Annotated in this window: 15 protein-coding genes; 5 read left to right on the forward strand and 10 right to left on the reverse strand. The window is 63.8% G+C overall.

Annotation, left to right across the window (positions count from 1 at the left end; translation table 11 throughout):
- The first annotated feature begins 55 nt into the window (after positions 1 to 55).
- On the forward strand, positions 56 to 496 hold the full coding sequence (nikR, locus tag QA640_RS00685) for a nickel-responsive transcriptional regulator NikR (protein WP_283038886.1): 441 nt from the start codon (positions 56 to 58) through the stop codon (positions 494 to 496).
- Between the two features lie 95 nt (positions 497 to 591).
- Here the strand turns inward: nikR and trpS are convergent, their stop codons facing one another.
- Both trpS and QA640_RS00695 read right to left on the reverse strand, forming a co-directional pair.
- A complete protein-coding gene (gene trpS, locus QA640_RS00690) occupies positions 592 to 1608 on the reverse strand; it encodes a tryptophan--tRNA ligase (RefSeq protein WP_283038887.1) in 1017 nt (338 codons plus the stop codon).
- Between the two features lie 242 nt (positions 1609 to 1850).
- Complete coding sequence (locus tag QA640_RS00695; RefSeq protein WP_283038888.1) at positions 1851 to 2561, reverse strand: YggS family pyridoxal phosphate-dependent enzyme; 711 nt, start codon at positions 2559 to 2561, stop codon at positions 1851 to 1853.
- A 109-nt stretch (positions 2562 to 2670) separates the two neighbouring features.
- Between QA640_RS00695 and QA640_RS00700 the strand changes: the two genes are divergently transcribed.
- The 4 genes from QA640_RS00700 (at position 2671) to holA (ending at position 8677) form a co-directional block, all read left to right on the forward strand.
- Positions 2671 to 4368, forward strand: a complete 1698-nt coding sequence (locus QA640_RS00700; protein WP_283038889.1) for a diguanylate cyclase — start codon at positions 2671 to 2673, stop codon at positions 4366 to 4368.
- A 112-nt stretch (positions 4369 to 4480) separates the two neighbouring features.
- On the forward strand, positions 4481 to 7105 hold the full coding sequence (leuS, locus tag QA640_RS00705; RefSeq protein WP_283038890.1) for a leucine--tRNA ligase: 2625 nt from the start codon (positions 4481 to 4483) through the stop codon (positions 7103 to 7105).
- Positions 7092 to 7643, forward strand: coding sequence for an LPS assembly lipoprotein LptE (gene lptE / locus QA640_RS00710; RefSeq protein ID WP_283038891.1), 552 nt, complete (start codon positions 7092 to 7094; stop codon positions 7641 to 7643). The genes leuS and lptE overlap by 14 nt, the downstream gene beginning before the upstream one ends.
- A gap of 5 nt (positions 7644 to 7648) precedes the next feature.
- Complete coding sequence (gene holA, locus QA640_RS00715; protein ID WP_283038892.1) at positions 7649 to 8677, forward strand: DNA polymerase III subunit delta; 1029 nt, start codon at positions 7649 to 7651, stop codon at positions 8675 to 8677.
- A gap of 317 nt (positions 8678 to 8994) precedes the next feature.
- Here holA and QA640_RS00720 read toward each other — a convergent pair.
- The 8 genes from QA640_RS00720 to hemJ all read right to left on the reverse strand — a co-directional run bounded on the left by QA640_RS00720 (position 8995) and on the right by hemJ (position 18877).
- Positions 8995 to 9934, reverse strand: a protein-coding gene (locus tag QA640_RS00720) for an IS630 family transposase (protein ID WP_283038893.1) whose coding sequence is annotated in 2 segments (ribosomal slippage) — positions 8995 to 9589 and positions 9588 to 9934 — 942 coding nt in all. Because the reading frame shifts where the segments join, the coding sequence is not laid out codon by codon here.
- Positions 9935 to 10023: 89 nt separating this feature from the next.
- Entirely contained in the window at positions 10024 to 10908 is an 885-nt protein-coding gene (locus QA640_RS00725; RefSeq protein WP_283038894.1) for a ParB/RepB/Spo0J family partition protein, read from the reverse strand.
- A gap of 152 nt (positions 10909 to 11060) precedes the next feature.
- The gene (locus tag QA640_RS00730; RefSeq protein ID WP_283038895.1) at positions 11061 to 11915 is read right to left on the reverse strand and encodes a ParA family protein; all 855 of its coding nucleotides are present in this window, start codon (positions 11913 to 11915) and stop codon (positions 11061 to 11063) included.
- Positions 11916 to 11966: 51 nt separating this feature from the next.
- On the reverse strand, positions 11967 to 12608 hold the full coding sequence (gene rsmG / locus QA640_RS00735; RefSeq protein ID WP_283043077.1) for a 16S rRNA (guanine(527)-N(7))-methyltransferase RsmG: 642 nt from the start codon (positions 12606 to 12608) through the stop codon (positions 11967 to 11969).
- Positions 12609 to 12928: 320 nt separating this feature from the next.
- Positions 12929 to 14812 carry a tRNA uridine-5-carboxymethylaminomethyl(34) synthesis enzyme MnmG gene (gene mnmG, locus QA640_RS00740; protein ID WP_283038896.1) on the reverse strand — a complete coding sequence of 628 codons (1884 nt, stop codon included), beginning with the start codon at positions 14810 to 14812 and terminating at the stop codon, positions 12929 to 12931.
- Between the two features lie 509 nt (positions 14813 to 15321).
- A complete protein-coding gene (gene mnmE, locus QA640_RS00745) occupies positions 15322 to 16698 on the reverse strand; it encodes a tRNA uridine-5-carboxymethylaminomethyl(34) synthesis GTPase MnmE (RefSeq protein WP_283038897.1) in 1377 nt (458 codons plus the stop codon).
- Between the two features lie 228 nt (positions 16699 to 16926).
- A complete protein-coding gene (gene rho, locus QA640_RS00750) occupies positions 16927 to 18192 on the reverse strand; it encodes a transcription termination factor Rho (RefSeq protein WP_027525104.1) in 1266 nt (421 codons plus the stop codon).
- A gap of 250 nt (positions 18193 to 18442) precedes the next feature.
- On the reverse strand, positions 18443 to 18877 hold the full coding sequence (gene hemJ, locus QA640_RS00755; protein ID WP_283038898.1) for a protoporphyrinogen oxidase HemJ: 435 nt from the start codon (positions 18875 to 18877) through the stop codon (positions 18443 to 18445).
- Positions 18878 to 19043: the final 166 nt, after the last annotated feature.

Consider the following 19043-nt stretch of genomic DNA (forward strand, 5'->3'; position numbering starts at 1 on the left):
CTAGAACGATCATGTTGACGCCGCGCGATATCGCGCGACGTTACGGGGGCGTTCCATGCAGCGGGTTACGATCACGATCGGGGACGATTTGCTGGCGGAGATCGATGCGGCGGCGCAGGCGCGCGGCTACCAGAACCGCTCGGAGATCATCCGCGATCTCGCCAGGACGGGGTTGCAGCAGACGGCGGGCGACACCGCGCGAACGGGTCCTTGCGTCGCCGGCCTCGTCTATGTTTACGACCACGCGGCGCGCGATCTCTCCAAGCGCCTGGTGCAGGAATTCCACGGCCATCACGACCTCGCGCTGGCGACGCTCCACGTCGATCTCGACGACGACAACTGCATGGAAATGACGCGGGGATCCGCCGACGAGGTCAAGCATTTCGCCGACCACACCATCGCCGAACGCGGCGTGCGCTACGGCCGCGTCGTGATGATTCCGACGGGCGAGGGCAAGCAAGCAAGGTCACGCAAGCATGCGCGTAAGCATGGGTAGTTCAGCAACCGCGCAGGCGCTGCATCACCCTCTCCCACAAGGGGAGAAGGGAGCGTAGCGCGCGCCCCTCACGCTGTCTTCGGAGCAGGCTCGCATCAGAGGACGAACAACCCCAGGCCTGACTTGATCTCATCCAGCGTCGCCTGCGTGACCTGCTTCGCGCGTTCGGTTCCTTTGCGCAACTCTGCAAGCACATGGGATTGATCCTGCGCGAGCCGGTGGCGGCGCTCCCGGATCGGCGCGAGCAAGGCTTGCAGGATGTCCTCAAGGCGCGTCTTGACCTTGACATCGCCGAGGCCCCCTGCCCGATAGCGCGCCTTCAGGTCGTCCACCTCGGCCCGATCCTCGGCGAATGCATCGAGATAGATGAAGACGACATTGCCCTCGACCCGTCCGGGGTCGCTGGCCCTGACATGGCCGGGATCGGTGTACATTTTGCGCACGGCCTCGCGAATCTCATCCGGCGACGCCGACAGGGCGATGCTATTGCCCAGCGACTTGCTCATCTTCGCCCGGCCATCGATACCGGGAAGTCGCCCCGTGGTCGGGATCATTGCTTCGGCTTCCGGCAGCAGTTTTCGTCCGACCTGGCGGTTGATCCGCCGCACGATCTCATTGGTCTGCTCGATCATCGGCGCCTGGTCCTCGCCCACGGGGACGACGCTCGCCCTGAACGCGGTGATATCCGCGGCTTGCGCGACGGGATAGCAGAGGAAGCCGGCCGGGATATCGCGCTCGAAGCCGCGCAGCTGGATTTCCGCCTTGACCGTCGGGTTGCGCTCCAGCCGCGCCACGGTGACGAAGTTCAGATAGAGCAGCGACAGCTCCGACAATGCCGGCAGCGCCGATTGCAGGCAGATCGTCGTCTCCGAAGGATCGACGCCGACGGCGAGATAGTCCAGCGCGACCTCGATGACGTTGCGCTTCACCTTGTCGGGATCATCCGCATTGTCGGTCAGCGCTTGGCTGTCGGCGATGAGGACGTATTGGCAGTGCGACCGCTGCAGCGCGACGCGGTTTCGCAGCGAACCCGCATAGTGCCCGAGATGCAGCGGGCCGGTGGGGCGATCACCGGTCAGGATGATCGGCTTGTCTTGCGCAGGGGAAAGCATTGACGTCTCCGGGATTGGAGCCGCCGCGCTTCGACAGAGGGTGCGGGAATGACGACCATGCCGAACGACGGCGGCGATTGGTCGAATGAAAGACATGACGACTCGCCGCTCCTTCAGAAGGAGCGCCACCAGGTGCAGATGGAAGGGATCACCACGTCGATCATGACACTCTATTCGCACAACCACGTTGCGTCGACAAGAGGAGGCATCACCGGCGTTCGTTCGCCGTCACTGCAAGAGCGTCACGACCTCGGCGACGGCTGTGAGCGATGGCCGAAGATCGCCGAGCCCACGCGTATATGCGTGGCGCCGAGCATGATGGCGGTGGCGAAATCCGCGCTCATGCCCATCGAGAGATTTTTCAATCCGTTGCGCGCGGCGATCTTGGCGGTGAGGGCGAAATGCGCGGCGGGCGGCTCGTTCGCCGGCGGGATGCACATCAGGCCGGAAATGTTGAGGCCATAGGTGTCGCGGCAGCTCGCGATGAAGGCATCGGCGTCGCCGGGCGCAACGCCGGCCTTCTGCGGCTCCTCGCCGGTGTTGATCTGAACGAAGAGCTGCGGGTGCCTGTTCTGGGATTCTATTTCCTTGGCTAACGCTTGGCAAATGCTCGGACGGTCGACCGAATGAATGGCGTCGAACAGCGCGACCGCCTCTTTCGCCTTGTTCGACTGCAATGGTCCGATGAGATGCAGTGCGATACCGGAGTAACTCGAAATTAACGCCGGCCACTTCGCTTTGGCTTCCTGCACGCGATTCTCGCCGAATACGCGCTGCCCGGCCGCGATGACCGGTGTAATTGCATCCGCAGCGAACGTCTTCGACACTGCGATCAGCGTCACCGCAGCGCGGTCGCGCTCCGCGTCCTTGCAGGCACGCGTAATCTCCTGCTCCACGATGGCGAGCGCATTTGGTGAATGCCCGGTTAGCGGCGAGGCGTTGGCTTCTGTCATGACGTCGCTCGAGGCCCGTGTCTCTACGGAGGTAGTTCCAATTTTACCGAGTTCAACTAAGGCTTCTTGAACCCTTCGAACTATGTTGCGCGCGGGGTGGGTAGCACAAATGGCCAACGTCAGTCTCAACCGCAAACGCGCGAAACTCAAGCAGGTTCTCGGAATCCGGGCCCGGCTTGCGTTGCTCGCGGTGATACTGGTGGCGCCCTTGATGCTGGAGCGCATTCGTTCGCTCGAGGACGCGCGCGTCAAGCAGATTGCGCAGGCGACAACCGAGTTCACCGCCATCGCGAGACATAGCGCCGACGCGCAGCGCGAGGTGATTTCCTCGGTCGAGACCATTCTGAAGTCCGAGGCGTTCATCCGCGCCTCCGCCGGCGGCGTCAGCAAGAGCTGCGATGTGCTGCGCGCGAGCCTGCCGACCAGCCTGCCCTGGATCCGCACGCTGCTGATCGCCGGCCAGGACGGACGCATCCAGTGCTCGACCAACAACATGTATGTCGGCCTCGACTTGAGTGACCGGCCCTATTTCCAGCAGGCGCAGGAGACCGGCCGCTTCGTCCTCTCCGATTTCCTGCTGTCAAGACCCTCGCAGACGCCGAGCGTGATGGCGGTCTATCCGGTCTCCGCGCTCTCGGGCACCTCCGACGCCGTCGTCCTCGCAGCCGTGAATCTCGACTGGATGTCGAAGATCATGAACAATCTGGGCGGACGCTCCGGCATTTCGGCGGTGCTGGTCGACAGCACCGGCACGGTGTTGGCCGCGCCCGCCGATCAGCACAGCGCGGTCGGACGCCCGCTCGACAATCTACCGCTGATGTCGGCAATCGCCGACATGGCGCTGCGCTCGGATCAGGACGAGGGATCGCTGTCCTTCATCGCGGTCGACGGCTCCCGTCGGGCGGTGAGCTACATCCGCATCGCCGGCACCAATGCGCGCCTGATCGCCAGCATCGACGAGGACAAGGTGTCCGCCGCGGTCAGCCGCGACATCCGCACCGCCTATCTGCAACTCGCCTTCGTCGTCGTGTTCGTCCTGCTCGGCGCGCTGATCGCAGCCGAAAAACTCGTGATCAGGCCGATCGAGATGCTTGCCGACATGGCCAAGCGTTTCGGCGAGGGCGACCTCTCGGCGCGCGCCGCGCGCAACCGCCTGCCCGCCGAGTTCGTGCCGCTCGCCCGCGCCTTCAATGCGATGGCCGCGCAGCTCGGCCAGCGCGAGCGCGAGCTGATCGCAAGCAACGACCGGCTGACCGTGATGGCCTCGATCGACATGCTGTCGGGCCTTGCCAACCGCCGCGGCTTCCAGAGCCGCCTCGATTTCGAGTGGATGCGCGCGCAGCAATATGACAGCAACCTGTCGCTGCTGATGATCGACGTCGACCATTTCAAGCTCTTCAACGACACCTATGGCCATCTCGAGGGCGACTCCTGCCTGACGAGGATCGGCGAGACGCTGTCGGGGATCGCTGCCGACACCATGGGCTTTGCCGCGCGCTATGGCGGCGAGGAATTCTGCCTGTTGCTGCCGAATACCGACCTCACGCACGCCGTCGAGATCGGCGAGACCGTGCGCGCTGCAGTGCTGAGGCTGTGCCTGCCGCACATCACCTCGAGCCACATGATCGTCACCGTCTCGATCGGCGTTGCCGCGGCACAGCCCAACGAGGCCTTGCGTCCGGGCGATCTGATCGAAGCGGCCGATGCCGCGCTCTACGCCGCCAAGCATCGCGGCCGCAATACCGTCATCGAGCACGGTTTGGTGCAGGAAAGCGAAGGTGCCGGCGAAATGGCAATGGCAGGCTGAAACAGCCCTGCCAGGGGTGTTTTGAAGGCCTTAGACGTTGACCCCACAGCGGTTTTTGTGGCCTAGTCCGCCGTCTTTACGACGGCCGAACCTAAGAAAACCCAACGATTCCATGACCTCCGAACGCTATAACGCCCGCGATTCCGAACCGCGCTGGCAAGCCGCCTGGGACGAAAAGGCGATCTTCGTCTCGAAGAACGACGATTCGCGGCCGAAATACTATGTGCTCGAGATGTTCCCCTACCCGTCCGGGCGCATCCATATCGGCCATGTCCGGAACTATACGCTCGGCGACGTGCTGGCCCGCTTCATGCGCGCCAAGGGTTTCAACGTGCTGCACCCGATGGGCTGGGACGCCTTCGGCCTGCCGGCGGAGAACGCCGCGATCGAGCGCAAGGTCGCGCCGAAGGCGTGGACCTACGACAACATCGCCGCGATGAAGAAGCAGCTCCGCTCGATCGGGCTGTCGCTGGACTGGAGCCGCGAGATCGCGACCTGCGATCCCTCCTACTACAAGCACCAGCAGAAGATGTTTTTGGACTTCCTGCAGGCAGGCCTCGCCGAGCGCGAGAAGCGCAAGGTGAACTGGGATCCCGTCGACATGACCGTGCTCGCCAACGAGCAGGTGATCGACGGCCGCGGCTGGCGTTCGGGTGCCGTTGTTGAACAACGGGAAATGAACCAGTGGGTCTTCAAGATCACGAAGTACTCGCAGGAACTCCTGAGCGCGCTGGATACGCTGGACCGCTGGCCCGACAAAGTGCGGCTGATGCAGCGCAACTGGATCGGCCGCTCGGAGGGCCTGTTGATCCGCTTCGCGCTGGATCAGGCGACGACGCCCGCCGGCGAGAGCGAGCTGAAGATCTTCACGACGCGCGCCGATACGCTGTTCGGCGCAAAATTCATGGCTATCTCGGCCGATCATCCGCTGGCGATCGCGGCGGCTGCCAAGAACCCTGACCTTTCGGAGTTCATCGCCGAGATCAAGAAGATCGGCACCGCGCAGGAGATCATCGACACCGCCGAGAAGCAGGGCTTTGACACCGGCATCCGCGCGATCCATCCGTTCGATCCTTCCTGGAAGCTGCCGGTCTATGTCGCGAACTTCGTGCTGATGGAATACGGCACCGGCGCGATCTTCGGCTGCCCCGCGCACGACCAGCGCGACCTCGACTTCGTCAACAAGTACAACCTCGGCAACACGCCGGTGGTGTGCCCCGAGGGCCAGGATCCGAAATCCTTCGTCATCACCGACACCGCCTACGACGGTGACGGCCGCATGATCAATTCGCGCTTCCTCGACGGCATGACCATCGACGCGGCAAAGGAAGAGATCGCAAAGCGCCTGGAAAACGAGATGCGCGGCAATGCGCCGGTCGGCGAGCGTCAGGTGAATTTCCGCCTGCGCGACTGGGGCATTTCGCGGCAGCGCTATTGGGGCTGCCCGATCCCGGTGATCCACTGCCCGAAATGCGACGTCGTGCCGGTGCCGGATTCAGACCTGCCGGTGAAGCTGCCTGACGACGCGACCTTCGACAGGCCGGGCAACGCGCTCGACCATCATCCGACCTGGAAGCACGTCACCTGCCCGAAATGCGGCGGCAAGGCCCAACGCGAAACCGACACCATGGACACCTTCGTGGATTCGTCCTGGTACTTTGCGCGCTTCACCGATCCCTGGAACGAGGCATCGCCGACGACTCCCGCGGTCGCCAACCGGATGCTGCCGGTCGACCAGTATATCGGCGGTGTCGAGCACGCGATCCTGCACCTGCTCTACAGCCGCTTCTTCACCCGCGCGATGAAGGCGACCAGGCACATCGCGCTGGACGAGCCGTTCGCCGGCATGTTCACACAGGGCATGGTGGTGCACGAGACCTACCAGAAGGCCGACGGCAGCTATGTGCAGCCGGCCGAGGTGAAGATCGAGACCGGCGGCAATGGCCGCCGCGCCACGCTGCTCACAACCGGCGAGGACATCCAGATCGGCGCGATCGAGAAGATGTCGAAGTCGAAGAAGAACACCGTCGACCCCGACGACATCATCGAGACCTACGGCGCCGACGTCGCGCGCTGGTTCATGCTGTCGGACTCACCGCCCGACCGCGACGTGATCTGGAGCGATGAGCGCGTCCAGGGCGCCTCGCGTTTCGTCCAGCGTTTGTGGCGGCTGGTGAACGAATCCGCCGAAGCCTCGAGGGGCGCGCCGGCGGCCCGGCCGGCGGACTTTGGCGCCGATGCGCTCGCCCTTCGCAAGGCCGCCCATGGCGCGCTGGACAAGGTCACCACGGGCATCGAGCGGCTGCACTTCAACGTCTGCCTCGCCCATATCCGCGAATTCGCCAATAGCCTGTCGGAGGTGCTCCAGCGCTCCGATCAGCCTTCCGCCGATCTCGGCTGGGCGATCCGGGAGGCCGGGACCATCCTGGTCCAGCTCTTTTCTCCGATGATGCCGCATCTGGCCGAGGAATGCTGGCAGGTGCAGGGCCAGACCGGGTTCGTTTCGGAGGCCCAATGGCCGCAAATCGAACGCGATTTGCTGGTTGAAGACACCGTGACCCTGGTGGTCCAAGTCAATGGCAGGAAGCGGGGCGAGGTCACTGTTGCAACAGCGGCCCAGAATCCGGAAATCGAGGCTGCCGTTTTGGCGCTCGATGCGGTAAAACTGGCCTTGGACGGCAAACCCGTCCGCAAGGTGATCATCGTCCCCAAGAGGATCGTGAATGTTGTCGGCTAGGATCCGCATCGCAGCCCGCCTGCTGGTGGTTGCCGCCCTCGCGGCAATGACGGCCGGCTGCTTCCAGCCGATGTATGCCGAGCATACCGACGGCACTCCGGGCTTGCGGGACAAGCTGATGGGGGTGGAAATCCCCCCCGTCGAAAAGCCCAACGCCTCGCGCGAGGCCCGGGTCGGCGTGGAGATCCGCAACGCCCTCGCCTTCAAGCTTTATGGTACCGCCACTGGCGCGCCGCCAACCCACCGCCTGGAGCTGCGGTTCTCGACCAGCCGCTCCTCGCTCATTGTCAGCGCCGCGACCGGCCTGCCGACCAGCGAGAATTACGGCATCGACGTTCAGTATAATCTGATCGACAACGCGACCAACAAGTCGGTGATGACCGGCACCACATTCTCGCGCGTATCCTACGACATCCCGGGCTCCTACCAGCGCTTCTCCCGTCAGCGCGCCGTTCGCGATGCGGAAGATCGTGCCGCCAACGAGGTCGCCGAGAACATCTCGACCCGGCTCGCCGCGTTCTTCACCGCCGGCACCTGACGTTCTTGGTCGCGCTGCGCGGAAAAGAGATCGACGCCTTCCTCGCCCGTCCCGATTCGGGCCGTCCCATCATCCTGCTCTACGGTCCCGACGCCGGGCTCGTGCGCGAGCGCGCCGACGCGCTGATTGCGTCGGCCGTCGACGATCCCAACGACCCCTTCTCTCTCGTCAAGCTCGACGGCGACGAGCTCTCCGCGGAGCCTTCACGCCTCGTCGACGAAGCCATGACCGTGCCGCTGTTCGGCGGCCGCCGGGCCATCCGCGTACGTGCCGGCTCGCGCAGCTTTGCCAGCGGCGTCGATACGCTGGCCGAGATGAACGTGAAGGACTGCCGCATCGTGATCGAGGCCGGCGAGTTGCGACCGGAATCGCCGCTGCGCAAGGCCTGCGAACGCGCCAAGACGGCGGTCGCGATCGGCTGCTATCCCGACACCGAACGCGATCTCGCCAAGCTGATGGAAGACGAGCTTCGCATCGCGAACCTGCGCATCGCGCAGGACGCGCGCGCCGCGCTGACGTCGTTCCTCGGCGGCGATCGCCAGGCCTCGCGCAACGAGCTGCGCAAGCTGACGCTCTACGCCCATGGCAAGGGCGAGATCACGCTTGACGACGTGATGGCGGTCGTCGCTGACGCGTCCGAGCTGAAGCTCGATCCGATCGTCGACGGTGCCTTCGCCGGCAGGCCGGATATCGTCGAAAGCGAGTTCGCGAAAGCCATGATCGCCGGCACCTATCCCGGCGTGATCATCTCGGCCGCGCAGCGCCAGGCCGCGTGGCTCCACAAATCCGCGCTCGCCATCGCCGACGGCGCGCCCGCTTCCGCGGTGCTGGATGGTGGCTTTCCGCGGCTGCATTTTTCACGGAAGCCTGCGGTCGAAACGGCGCTGCGCAATTTCAGCGTGGCGCGGCTCGCCGGCGTCATCGAGCAACTCGCAACCGCAGCGCTCGACACCCGCAAGCAGCCGGCCCTCGCCGCCGCGATCGCGCAGCGCACGCTGATGGCGATCGCTGCGAACGCGAAGCGGCGGGGCTGACACCGCCCTCTCCCTTCGTCATTGCGAGGAGCAAAGCGACGAAACAATCCAGAGTCTTTCCGCGGAAAGATTCTGGATTGCTTCGCTTCGCTCGCAATGACGACGCATGGAATCGTCAAACCCCTCATCGTGAGGAGCTTGCGCAGCAAGCGTCTCGAAGGATGAAGGCCCGGCTGGTAGCCCTCGGCCCTTCGAGACGCCGCTTCGCGGCTCCTTCAGGGTGAGGGTGATAGAATGTAGTTGCGGCACGAGAGTCCGGGTTCGCGCTTCGCGCGCCCCGGAATGGCGATTTCGGAGTTAGTTAAAGCGTGATGGCATTAAGTTCGATAGCCTGAATTTTTGAGGTAGTTGGCGCATTCCTCTGAGGTAAAGGCATCGAGTGCGTTGCCGATTGCGGTGCAGACTGCGTCGACAGTTCGCGCGGCAGCTTTGCGAAGCAGGTGCTTGAGCTTGGCAAAGACCTGCTCGATCGGGTTCAGGTCGGGCGAGTATTTTGGCAGGAAGAAGAGCTTGGCCCCGACCGAACGGATGAGCTGGCGAACTGCTTTGCTCCTGTGGCTGCCGAGGTTGTCCAAGATGACGATATCGCCGGGTCGAAGGACGGGCAGAAGAACCTTCTCGACATAGGCGCGAAAGCTCACGCCGTCGATCGGCCCCTCGATGAACCATGGAGCATCGATCCGGTCGTGGCGCAGGGCCGCCAGGAAGGTCATAGTCTTCCAGCGGCCGTGGGGAACCTTGGCGTGAAGTCTACACCCGCGCGGCGCCCATCCCCGCAAGGGTGCCATATCGGTCCTGGTCCAGGTCTCGTCGATGAAGACCAGGCGCTCAGCTTCGACGCGATTTTGATACTTTGCCCACTGGGCTCGTCGCCGCGCCACCTCGGGTCGATCCCGTTCGCCAGCCGCCACGCTTTTTTTTGAAGCTGAGCTTCTCGGCATGTACGAAGTCCCAGACCGAGTGGTAGTCGACCTTCAGACCGCGACCGGCAAGCTCGGTAACGAGACCACGTATGGTGAAATCGCCGTCCTTGATCCGCTGCGACAGCCAGACGGCGTGGTCTCCCGAAACAGCCTTCGGCTTGTGACCGCCCATCTGGCCGGGTTCAACGCTGCCGGTCTGCTCGACCCGCTGCATCCAGCCGATAGCCGTGCTGATCGCTACTCCAAACTGTTTGGCCGCCTGATTGCGGGACATCCCGCCCTCGATCGCAGCCACGACACGCTTGCGAAGATCCAGAGAATACGGCTTGCCCATCCATGCTGGCCTCCGTCCAGCCAGCATGATGAATCAGAAACAAGCTGATTTGGGAATCCCAAATCGATTCAACTTAACCCCATCCCGCTTTAGACGACGCCCTTCGCCAGGCGTCGCATCACCTCGTCGAGCTGCTCGAGGTTGCGGTAGTTGATCTGCACGGAGCCGCCGGGATCGCGATGGTTGACGGTGACCTTGAGCCCGAGCGCGTCGCTGACGCGCTTCTCGAGATCGATCGTATCGGGGTCCTTCTCCTTGGCCCCGGCGCGCGCCTTTTGCGGCTTGCGCTCCGGCACGCCCTCCTCGTGCGCGAGCGCTTCGGCCTGGCGCACATTGAGACCTTCCGCGACGATGCGCTTGGCAGCGGCGAGCGGATCGGGCACGCCGATCAGCGCGCGGGCGTGGCCGGCCGTCAACTGTCCGGTGGCGATGAAGGCCTGCACCTCGGCCGGCAGCTTCGTCAGCCGCATCATGTTGGCGACGTGGCTGCGGCTCTTGCCGACGACTTTTGCGATGTCGTCCTGGCTGCGTTTGAACTCGCCTGCGAGCGCGTGGTAGCCCTGCGCCTCCTCCATCGGGTTGAGGTCTTCGCGCTGCACGTTCTCGATGATCGCGAATTCCAGCGCATCGCTGTCGCTGATGTCGACCGGGACGATCGGCACCTCGTGCAGGCCTGCGAGCTGCGAGGCACGCCAGCGCCGCTCGCCGGCGATGATCTCGTAGCGGTCCTGCGTGCCCTTCACCGGACGCACCACGATCGGCTGGATCACGCCGTGCTGCTTGATGGAGTCGCTCAGCTCCTTGAGCTCTACTTCCGAAAAAGCGCGGCGCGGGTTGCGCGGATTGGGCTTGAGGAATTCGATCGGCACCTTGCGATGCGCGCGCGGCCGCTCGACATGCGCGGCCTCGCCGCCGACGTCACCGATCAGACTCGCAAGACCCCGGCCCAGTCGCGAACGCGCTTCATCGGCCATCGCCAGCTCCCTTGGATTCACGTGGCAGCACTCCAGAACTGAATTTCGAATTGTAGGGTGGGTTAGCGAAGCGTAACCCACCATTGCTTTGTTCGAGGCGGCAGGCTTGGTGGGTTACGCCTTCGGCTAACCCACCCTACGGGCCGGCGTCGTCAATGTGTGGTGCGCAGCTCGCGCTCGCGCTGGATCACTTCGGTGGCGAGCCGCAAGTACGCTTCGCTGCCGACGCATTTGAGATCGTAGACCAGCACCGGCTTGCCGTAGGACGGCGCCTCCGAGATGCGCACGTTGCGCGGGATCATCGTTTTGTAGACTTTCTCGCCCATGAACTGGCGGACGTCGGCGACGACCTGGTTCGAGAGGTTGTTGCGCGAGTCGAACATGGTCAGCACGATGCCGTGGATCGACAGATTGGGATTGAGCGTCGAGCGCACCTGCTCGACCGTCTGCAGCAATTGCGACAGACCTTCGAGCGCGAAGAACTCGCATTGCAGCGGCACCAGAATCGCATCGGAGGCCGCCATCGCATTCACCGTGAGCAGGTTGAGCGAGGGCGGGCAGTCGATCAGCACGTAGGTGTAATCGGCATCCGGCGAGACGTTGTTGTTGAGCGAGCTGATTGCGTCACGCAGCTTGAATGCGCGGCCGGGCGTGTGGCCGAGCTCGAGCTCGAGGCCGGAGAGGTCCATGGTCGAGGGCGCAATGTGCAGCCGAGGCACCGCGGTTGCGACCACCGCTTCGCGCAAGCTCGCCTCGCCGACCAGCACGTCGTAGGTCGAGCAGGAGCGGTTGCGGCGATCGATGCCCAGACCGGTCGAGGCATTGCCCTGGGGATCGAGATCGACGACCAGGACACGTTCACCAATCGCCGCGAGTGCGGTTCCGAGATTGATCGCCGTGGTTGTCTTTCCCACGCCGCCCTTCTGATTCGCGAGCGCCAGGATCCGCGGATGCCCCGGTGGCACCGCGTCGGTCTGTTCTTGTTGCGGTTCGTCAATCACGGTCATAGCCAATTTCCCCCCGCGACCCCGTCATGACCCTCTACCGATGTTGGCGCCTCACCCGCGCCGCTTGATCTCGTTCAGCTCGACAATCCAGCCATCTCCCGTGCGGCTTTGATGGAGTTGAGGCTGAATAGTCCAATATTTAGCGGCTTCGGTCAATTCAGCCTCTACATCTTGACCCTTGAGAAACAACGCTTTTGCACCGCTGCGCACCAAGGGCTCTGCCAAGCCGATGAGTTGATGTAGCGGAGCCAGCGCGCGGGCGGTGACGCAATCGACCGGGCCGGTGATTCTATCCACATTATCCCCGATCTCGGCGAGATGTACGACCCCTGGCGCACCAGCAACACGAATCGCCTCGCGCAGGAAGGCCGCTTTCTTGGCGATCCGCTCGACAAGGTGGACGCTGGCACCCGGCGTCTCCGCCATCGCGCAGGCCAGCACCACGCCCGGGAAACCGCCGCCACTGCCGAGATCCGCCCAGCGCTTGGCGGACGGTGCCAGCGAAACGAGCTGGAGCGAATCGGCGATGTGCCGGGTCCAGAGATGGGGTAGCGTCGAGGGCGCGACCAGATTGGTCTTGGCCTGCCAGTCCAATAACAGCGCAACGTAGCGATCGAGACGCGCCTCCGTTTCACGTGAAACGGGAGCGAGCTTGAGTGCTACGGCTTTGTCCGCCGCCAGCGCCACGTCCAGCGCCCCCGCACCTTGCGATGACGCGTGCTTCCGGTCCCCCTCGCCCGCGTCAGGTTGCCGTGATGAGGATTTGCCCCTGGCCGGTCCGCGCTGTTTCACGTGAAACGCCTGCAGGAAGATAACCGCCGCGCGGCTCGACCGAGCCGAAGACTCGTTTCACCTCTCCCGCTCGCGGGAGAGGTCGGCGCGAAGCGCCGGGTGAGGGCTCTCTCCACGCTGGGGATATCGACTGCGCAAGCACCCCCACCCCGGCCCTCTCCCGCAAGCGGGAGAGGGAGCACACTGCCTTCCTGGCTCGCAGTGGACAACATCGCCGTACTCTATGCAGTCGCCTTGGAGATCTTCCGGCGTGCCTCGCGGCGCAAGTAGACGGCGAGAATGCCCAGCGCGGCTGGCGTCATGCCGTCGATCCGGCCGGCTTGGCCGACCGTGAAAGGCCGCGCCTTCTCCAGCTTGGTCCGCACCTCGTTGGAGAGCCCCGGCACGAGCTGGTAGTCGACATCGGCCAGGACAAGTCCCTCGTCCCGCCGGAAGGCTTCGACGTCGGCGCTCTGGCGCTCAAGATAGACGTCGTACTTGGCGTCGATCTCGAGGTGGGTCGCGATTACGGGGTCAATGGCCGACAGCTCCGGCCAGATGGCACGAACCTGGCTCCAGCCGACGTCCGGATAGGCCAATAGCTCAAAGGCCGACCGGCGCTGGCCATCGCGATTCAGGGACAGCCCATGTTTTGCCGCTTCGTTCGGCGTCAGCGTCAGCGACTTTGACAGCGTCTTGGCGGCCTGGAGAGCTGCCATCTTGGCGAGATGGTGCGCCGTCCGGGCGTTGCCGACGCATCCCAGTGCAATGCCCTTCGCGGTCAGACGCTGGTCGGCATTGTCGGCCCGCAGGGTCAGCCGGTACTCGGCGCGTGAGGTGAACATCCGATAGGGCTCGGAGATGCCGCGGGTGACGAGATCGTCGATCATCACCCCGAGATAGCCGTCCGCGCGGTCGAATACCGTCAACGCTGACCCGCTGGCGGCGAGTGCCGCGTTCAGGCCGGCGACGATGCCCTGTGCAGCGGCTTCCTCATATCCCGTGGTGCCATTGATCTGCCCGGCCAGGAACAGCCCCTGCACCCGCCTGGTCTGAAGGGTCGGATCGAGCTCGCGGGGATCGACATGGTCGTATTCGATGGCGTAGCCCGGCCGGACCATCCTGACCCGCTCAAGGCCCGGGATGCTGGCGAGGATCGCGAGCTGAACTTCCTCAGGCAGCGAAGTCGAGATGCCGTTGGGATAGACGGTTGTATCGTCGAGCCCTTCAGGCTCCAAAAAGATCTGGTGGCCGTCCCGATCGCCGAAGCGGACGATCTTGTCCTCGATCGACGGGCAATAACGGGGGCCGGTGCTCTTGATCTGGCCGGAATACATCGGCGAGCGGTGCACATTGGCCCGGATCACCTCATGAGTGGCGGCCGTGGTCCGGGTGATGCCGCACTGGATCTGCGGCGTCGTGATCCGCTCCGTCATGACCGAGAACGGCTCCGGCGGATCATCGCCGGGCTGCATCTCCACCGCCGACCAGTCGATTGTCGTGCCATCGAGACGCGGCGGTGTACCGGTCTTGAGCCGGCCCAGCGTGAAGCCGGCCTGCTCAAAAGACTTCGACAGACCCATTGCCGGAGCCTCGCCGACCCGGCCGGCAGGCCAGTTCTTCTCTCCGAGATGGATCAGGCCGCGCAAAAAGGTACCGGTGGTGATCACGACAGCCCCTGCCCGGATCGTCCGGCCATCGGCCAGACGGAGCCCGGTCACGCGACCGTCGAAGACAATCAGCTCGTCCGCCTCGCCTTCGATCACGCTGAGACCATCAGTCTCTTGGATCGCGGCCTGCATCGCGGCCGCATAGAGCTTGCGGTCGGCCTGGGTCCGTGGGCCGCGGACGGCCGGACCCTTGCGGCGATTGAGCATGCGGAACTGGATGCCGCCGGCATCAGCCACCCGGCCCATCAGACCGTCCAGCGCGTCGACTTCGCGGACCAGATGGCCCTTGCCCAGCCCGCCGATGGCGGGATTGCAGGACATCGCGCCGATGGTCGCGAAACGGTGCGTCACTAGCGCGGTCGTCGCACCCATCCGGGCAGAAGCAGCCGCGGCCTCACAGCCGGCATGGCCGCCGCCAATGACGATGACGTCAAAACTCTCTCGCTCTGTCCGCATGGGCGAACTTCTAACTCAGGGTGGAAGAAGCCGGAAGTAGAAACTGGGCGAGACGATTGTTTCACGTGAAACAGGAGTACGCCGAGGCCCAAATCATTTTCGCAAAACAACCCCATGCAAAGGACTGCTGTTGCTCCATGCGAGCGAGGGTTCTCTCCTCTTGAGAGCGACGATTGTGGAAGCCTCCAACCTTGGTCCTCCCCGCAACGGCAGACCTATCGCATCTGAAACAGAACGTGGTGGGAGGCCTCGTTGCGGCCATCCTTCGAGATGCCCGCCTTCGGCGGGCTCCTCGGGATGAGGACTATGTTTCGCGGAGAAATCTTAGATCCTCATGGTAAGGAGCGGCGGTTGCGGCACGTCTCGAACCATGAGGCCGAGTTACGCGACACGCTGCCATCTGCAACGGCACCGCAAGAGGGAGCGCGTGCCCGCCAGTCCTCGAGCGTTTCACGTGAAACACCGCGAAGAACTGGAACAAGCACTAGTTCTACAATGAAGAACTACCACTACTTTCCGATACAGAATTTCTGGAAGATCGCCCCGAGGACGTCCTCCACATCGACCCGGCCCAAGAGCCGGCCGAGCGCGTAGGCGGCGGCGCGAAGTTCCTCTGCGGCGAGCTCTTCGCCTTCACCGAGGAGATCGAGGCTCCGCTCCAGCGAACCCGCCGCGCGGCTCAACAGATCGCGCTGCCGGGCGCGGGTGACCAGCGCGCCCTCACTGGTCCCGAAGAAATCGGCGGCGAACTCCACCAGCGCCGTGATCAGCTCGGGCAGTCCGTCGCCGCGGCGCGCCGAGATCGCAAACATCCTGGTGCGCGGGTCAGGCCCCATAGCCGTGTTCGCTTCCGGCCTCAAGGTCACGCTCGAGATCTCCCTCAGGTTTTCTTGGCCAAGGTCGATCTTGTTGCGCACGGTCCAGACCGGCGTGGTCCCGGCCGGCCGGCCTTCCTCGGTGCGATCTGCATCGGCCAACCACAACACGAGATCGGCATCCTTGGCCCTCGCCCGCGCTCGGCGCACGCCTTCCTGCTCTACCGGATCATCCGTCTCGCGAATGCCGGCGGTGTCGATGACGGTCACGGGATAGCCGTCGAGATCGAGCTGCACCTCGATCACGTCGCGCGTGGTGCCGGCATGCGGCGAGACGATCGCAACCTCGCGCCGCGCCAGCTGATTGATCAGCGTCGACTTGCCGACGTTCGGCGGACCGGCGATCGCGACGACAAGGCCGTCGCGCAGACGTTCGGCTTTACCCTCTCCTGCAAGCACTGCTGCGATCTCGTCCTGCAGGGTTTTGATCTTCGTGCGCGCCGGCGCGAGCAATTCCGCCGATACGTCGCCTTCGTCCGAGAAGTCGATGCCAGCCTCGATCAGCGCGGACGCCTCGATGATGCGCTCGCGCCAGTCGCGCGCGCGATCGCCCAACAAGCCTTGCAGCTGGCGCAACGCCTGACGCCGCTGCCGGTCAGTGTCGGCGTGGATGAGATCGTCGAGACCCTCGGCCTCGGTGAGATCGAGCTTGCCGTTCTCGAAAGCGCGGCGGGTGAACTCGCCGGGATCGGCGGCTCGCAAATTCGGAATAACGGAAATAGCTGTAAACAGCGCCGCAAGTACCGCCCGCCCGCCATGGACGTGGAATTCGGCGACGTCCTCGCCGGTCGCGCTCCCGGGCCCCGGAAACCAGAGCACCACGGCATCGTCGATCCCCTGGCCGGTCGCGTCCCGCAGCAGCACCCGGTGGGCAAGCCGCGGCTTCGGCAACTCTCCCGCCAGTCGCATCAGAACCTGGCTGGTCTCTGTGCCCGAGACGCGAACGATCGCGATCGCGCTTGGCGGCCGGCCTGAGGATAGTGCAAAGATGGTCTGGTCGCGGGGATGCATGGCCTATTTGTCCGCGCGCCCACCAAAACGCAAATCTCGTTTACGGAGTCTCTTCGCGTTCGGAGTCTCTTCGCGCCCGCCGGGGCGGTTCTCGCGCAGCAGATGCTCCATATTGCACCGCAATATCGCATCGCACTGAGCGCGCTTCCCACTTTGCTGCACCATGCTGCAGCAAAGCCGCAGCATGGACGCAAAAGGGCGCCCTCCGCAAGATTGCTGCAAGTTAGCTCAGGTGTTCATCGAATCGAAGAACTCGGCGTTGCTCTTGGTCGAGCGCAGCTTGTCGAGCAGGAAGTCGATCGCATCCATCGTGCCCATCGGATTCAGGATGCGGCGGAGCACGTACATCTTCTTGAGCACCTGCGGATCGGTGATGAGCTCCTCCTTGCGCGTGCCGGAGCGCGAGATGTCGATCGCCGGGAAGGTGCGCTTGTCCGAAACCTTGCGGTCGAGGATCAGCTCCGAGTTACCGGTGCCCTTGAACTCTTCGAAGATGACTTCGTCCATGCGGCTGCCGGTATCGACCAGCGCGGTCGCGATGATGGTCAGCGAGCCGCCCTCCTCGATGTTGCGCGCGGCACCGAAGAACCGCTTCGGCCGCTGCAAGGCGTTGGCGTCGACACCGCCGGTCAGCACCTTGCCGGATGACGGAACCACGGTGTTGTAGGCGCGGCCGAGGCGCGTGATCGAATCGAGCAGGATCACGACGTCGCGGCCGTGCTCGACCAGGCGTTTTGCCTTCTCGATCACCATCTCGGCGACCTGGACGTGACGAACGGCCGGCTCGTCGAAGGTCGAGGACACCACCTCGCCCTTCACCGAGCGTTGCATGTCCGTGACTTCTTCCGGGCGCTCGTCGATCAAGAGCACGATCAGATAGCAGTCAGGGTGATTGGCGGTGATGGAGTGAGCGATGTTCTGCATCAGCACGGTCTTACCCGTGCGCGGCGGCGCCACGATCAGAGCGCGCTGGCCCTTGCCGATCGGCGCGACGATATCGATCACGCGCGCAGAGAGATCCTTGCGCGTCGGATCGTCGATCTCCATGCGGAAACGCTGGTTGGGAAACAGCGGCGTGAGGTTGTCGAAATTGACCTTGTGCTTGGCCTTTTCCGGGTCCTCGAAATTCAGCGTGTTGACTTTGAGCAGCGCGAAATAGCGCTCGCCCTCTTTCGGGCTGCGGATATGGCCCTCGATGGTGTCGCCGGTACGCAGGCCGAAGCGGCGGATCTGCGACGGCGAGACGTAGATGTCGTCCGGGCCCGGCAGATAATTGGCGTCCGGCGAGCGCAGGAAGCCGAAACCGTCGGAGAGCACCTCGACGACGCCCTCGCCGACGATGTCGGTCTCAGCGAGCGAAAGCTGCTTGAGGATGGCGAACAACAGCTCCTGCTTGCGCATGGTGCTGGCATTCTCGACCCCATTCTCTTCCGCGAACGAGACGAGCTCGGCCGGGGTTTTGGACTTGAGGTCTTGGAGTTTGATTTCCCGCATTGGGGTGGTCCTGTGGGGTAACCTTGGAAGGGGGTGCGAGGAGGCTTCGAAAATGCGGACGCGAGCAGGTAAGGTCCGCAGGTCTAGCAAGGTGAGTGCCGGTGGGGCTTCAAACCTGATGCGGCGCCCGGCTTTCGAAGAAGCTCGGACACAACCACATCCGCCTGCGTTGGGTGGGGATAGCCTCAATATAGAAAATCGCTTCGCCCTTCGCAAGCCGAAGCGCTGAGCGGCGAGGTTCGAACTTTGCCTAGAACGGCTTCACGATCACCATGATCACGATGAAGATCATCAGGACCGTCGGCACCTCATTGATAATACGATAGAATTTCTGGCTCCGGGGTCGCTTGTCGGCAGCGAAATCCTTGACCCAGCGGGAAAAAAAGCCGTGGACCGCGGACATCGCCAGCACCAGTGCCAGTTTTACGTGCAACCAGGGCGAGGCGAACCAATGGCCCGACCACGCGAGATAGAGCCCGAGGACCCAGGTCACGGTCATCGCGGGGTTGATGATCGCCTTGAGAAGCCGGCGCTCCATCACCTTGAAGGTTTCCGACTGCTTCGAGCCGATCTCGGCTTCGCAGTGATAAACGAACAACCGCGGCAGGTAGAGCATGCCCGCCATCCAGGAGATGACGGCGATCACATGCAGCGCCTTGATCCAAGGGTAGAGCTCGTCGAGCATTTGCAACGTCCGAATTTGCGCCCAGCCTCACCGTCGCTGGGGATAGTAAGAACTCGTTAAGTTCTTCCGCGCACACATATCCGTCCGTAGCGCCCTTCTCAAATCTAGAATCTTAGATTCTTAAGGTTTGAGTCTTCATGACGGTGGATTGGACTCACGCAACGCT

The organism is Bradyrhizobium sp. CB82, from assembly GCF_029714405.1.
Lineage (GTDB): Bacteria > Pseudomonadota > Alphaproteobacteria > Rhizobiales > Xanthobacteraceae > Bradyrhizobium.

Bases quoted from the DNA above. Each gene is read 5' to 3' on its own strand.
- mnmE (WP_283038897.1), bottom strand. From the start codon at position 16,698: ATGCATCCCCGCGACCAGACCATCTTTGCACTATCCTCAGGCCGGCCG.
- trpS (WP_283038887.1), bottom strand. From the start codon at position 1,608: ATGCTTTCCCCTGCGCAAGACAAGCCGATCATCCTGACCGGTGATCGC.
- hemJ (WP_283038898.1), bottom strand. From the start codon at position 18,877: ATGCTCGACGAGCTCTACCCTTGGATCAAGGCGCTGCATGTGATCGCC.
- QA640_RS00730 (WP_283038895.1), bottom strand. From the start codon at position 11,915: ATGACCGTGATTGACGAACCGCAACAAGAACAGACCGACGCGGTGCCA.
- QA640_RS00700 (WP_283038889.1), top strand. From the start codon at position 2,671: ATGGCCAACGTCAGTCTCAACCGCAAACGCGCGAAACTCAAGCAGGTT.
- QA640_RS00725 (WP_283038894.1), bottom strand. From the start codon at position 10,908: ATGGCCGATGAAGCGCGTTCGCGACTGGGCCGGGGTCTTGCGAGTCTG.
- nikR (WP_283038886.1), top strand. From the start codon at position 56: ATGCAGCGGGTTACGATCACGATCGGGGACGATTTGCTGGCGGAGATC.
- mnmG (WP_283038896.1), bottom strand. From the start codon at position 14,812: ATGCGGACAGAGCGAGAGAGTTTTGACGTCATCGTCATTGGCGGCGGC.
- lptE (WP_283038891.1), top strand. From the start codon at position 7,092: ATGTTGTCGGCTAGGATCCGCATCGCAGCCCGCCTGCTGGTGGTTGCC.
- rho (WP_027525104.1), bottom strand. From the start codon at position 18,192: ATGCGGGAAATCAAACTCCAAGACCTCAAGTCCAAAACCCCGGCCGAG.
- QA640_RS00695 (WP_283038888.1), bottom strand. From the start codon at position 2,561: ATGACAGAAGCCAACGCCTCGCCGCTAACCGGGCATTCACCAAATGCG.
- leuS (WP_283038890.1), top strand. From the start codon at position 4,481: ATGACCTCCGAACGCTATAACGCCCGCGATTCCGAACCGCGCTGGCAA.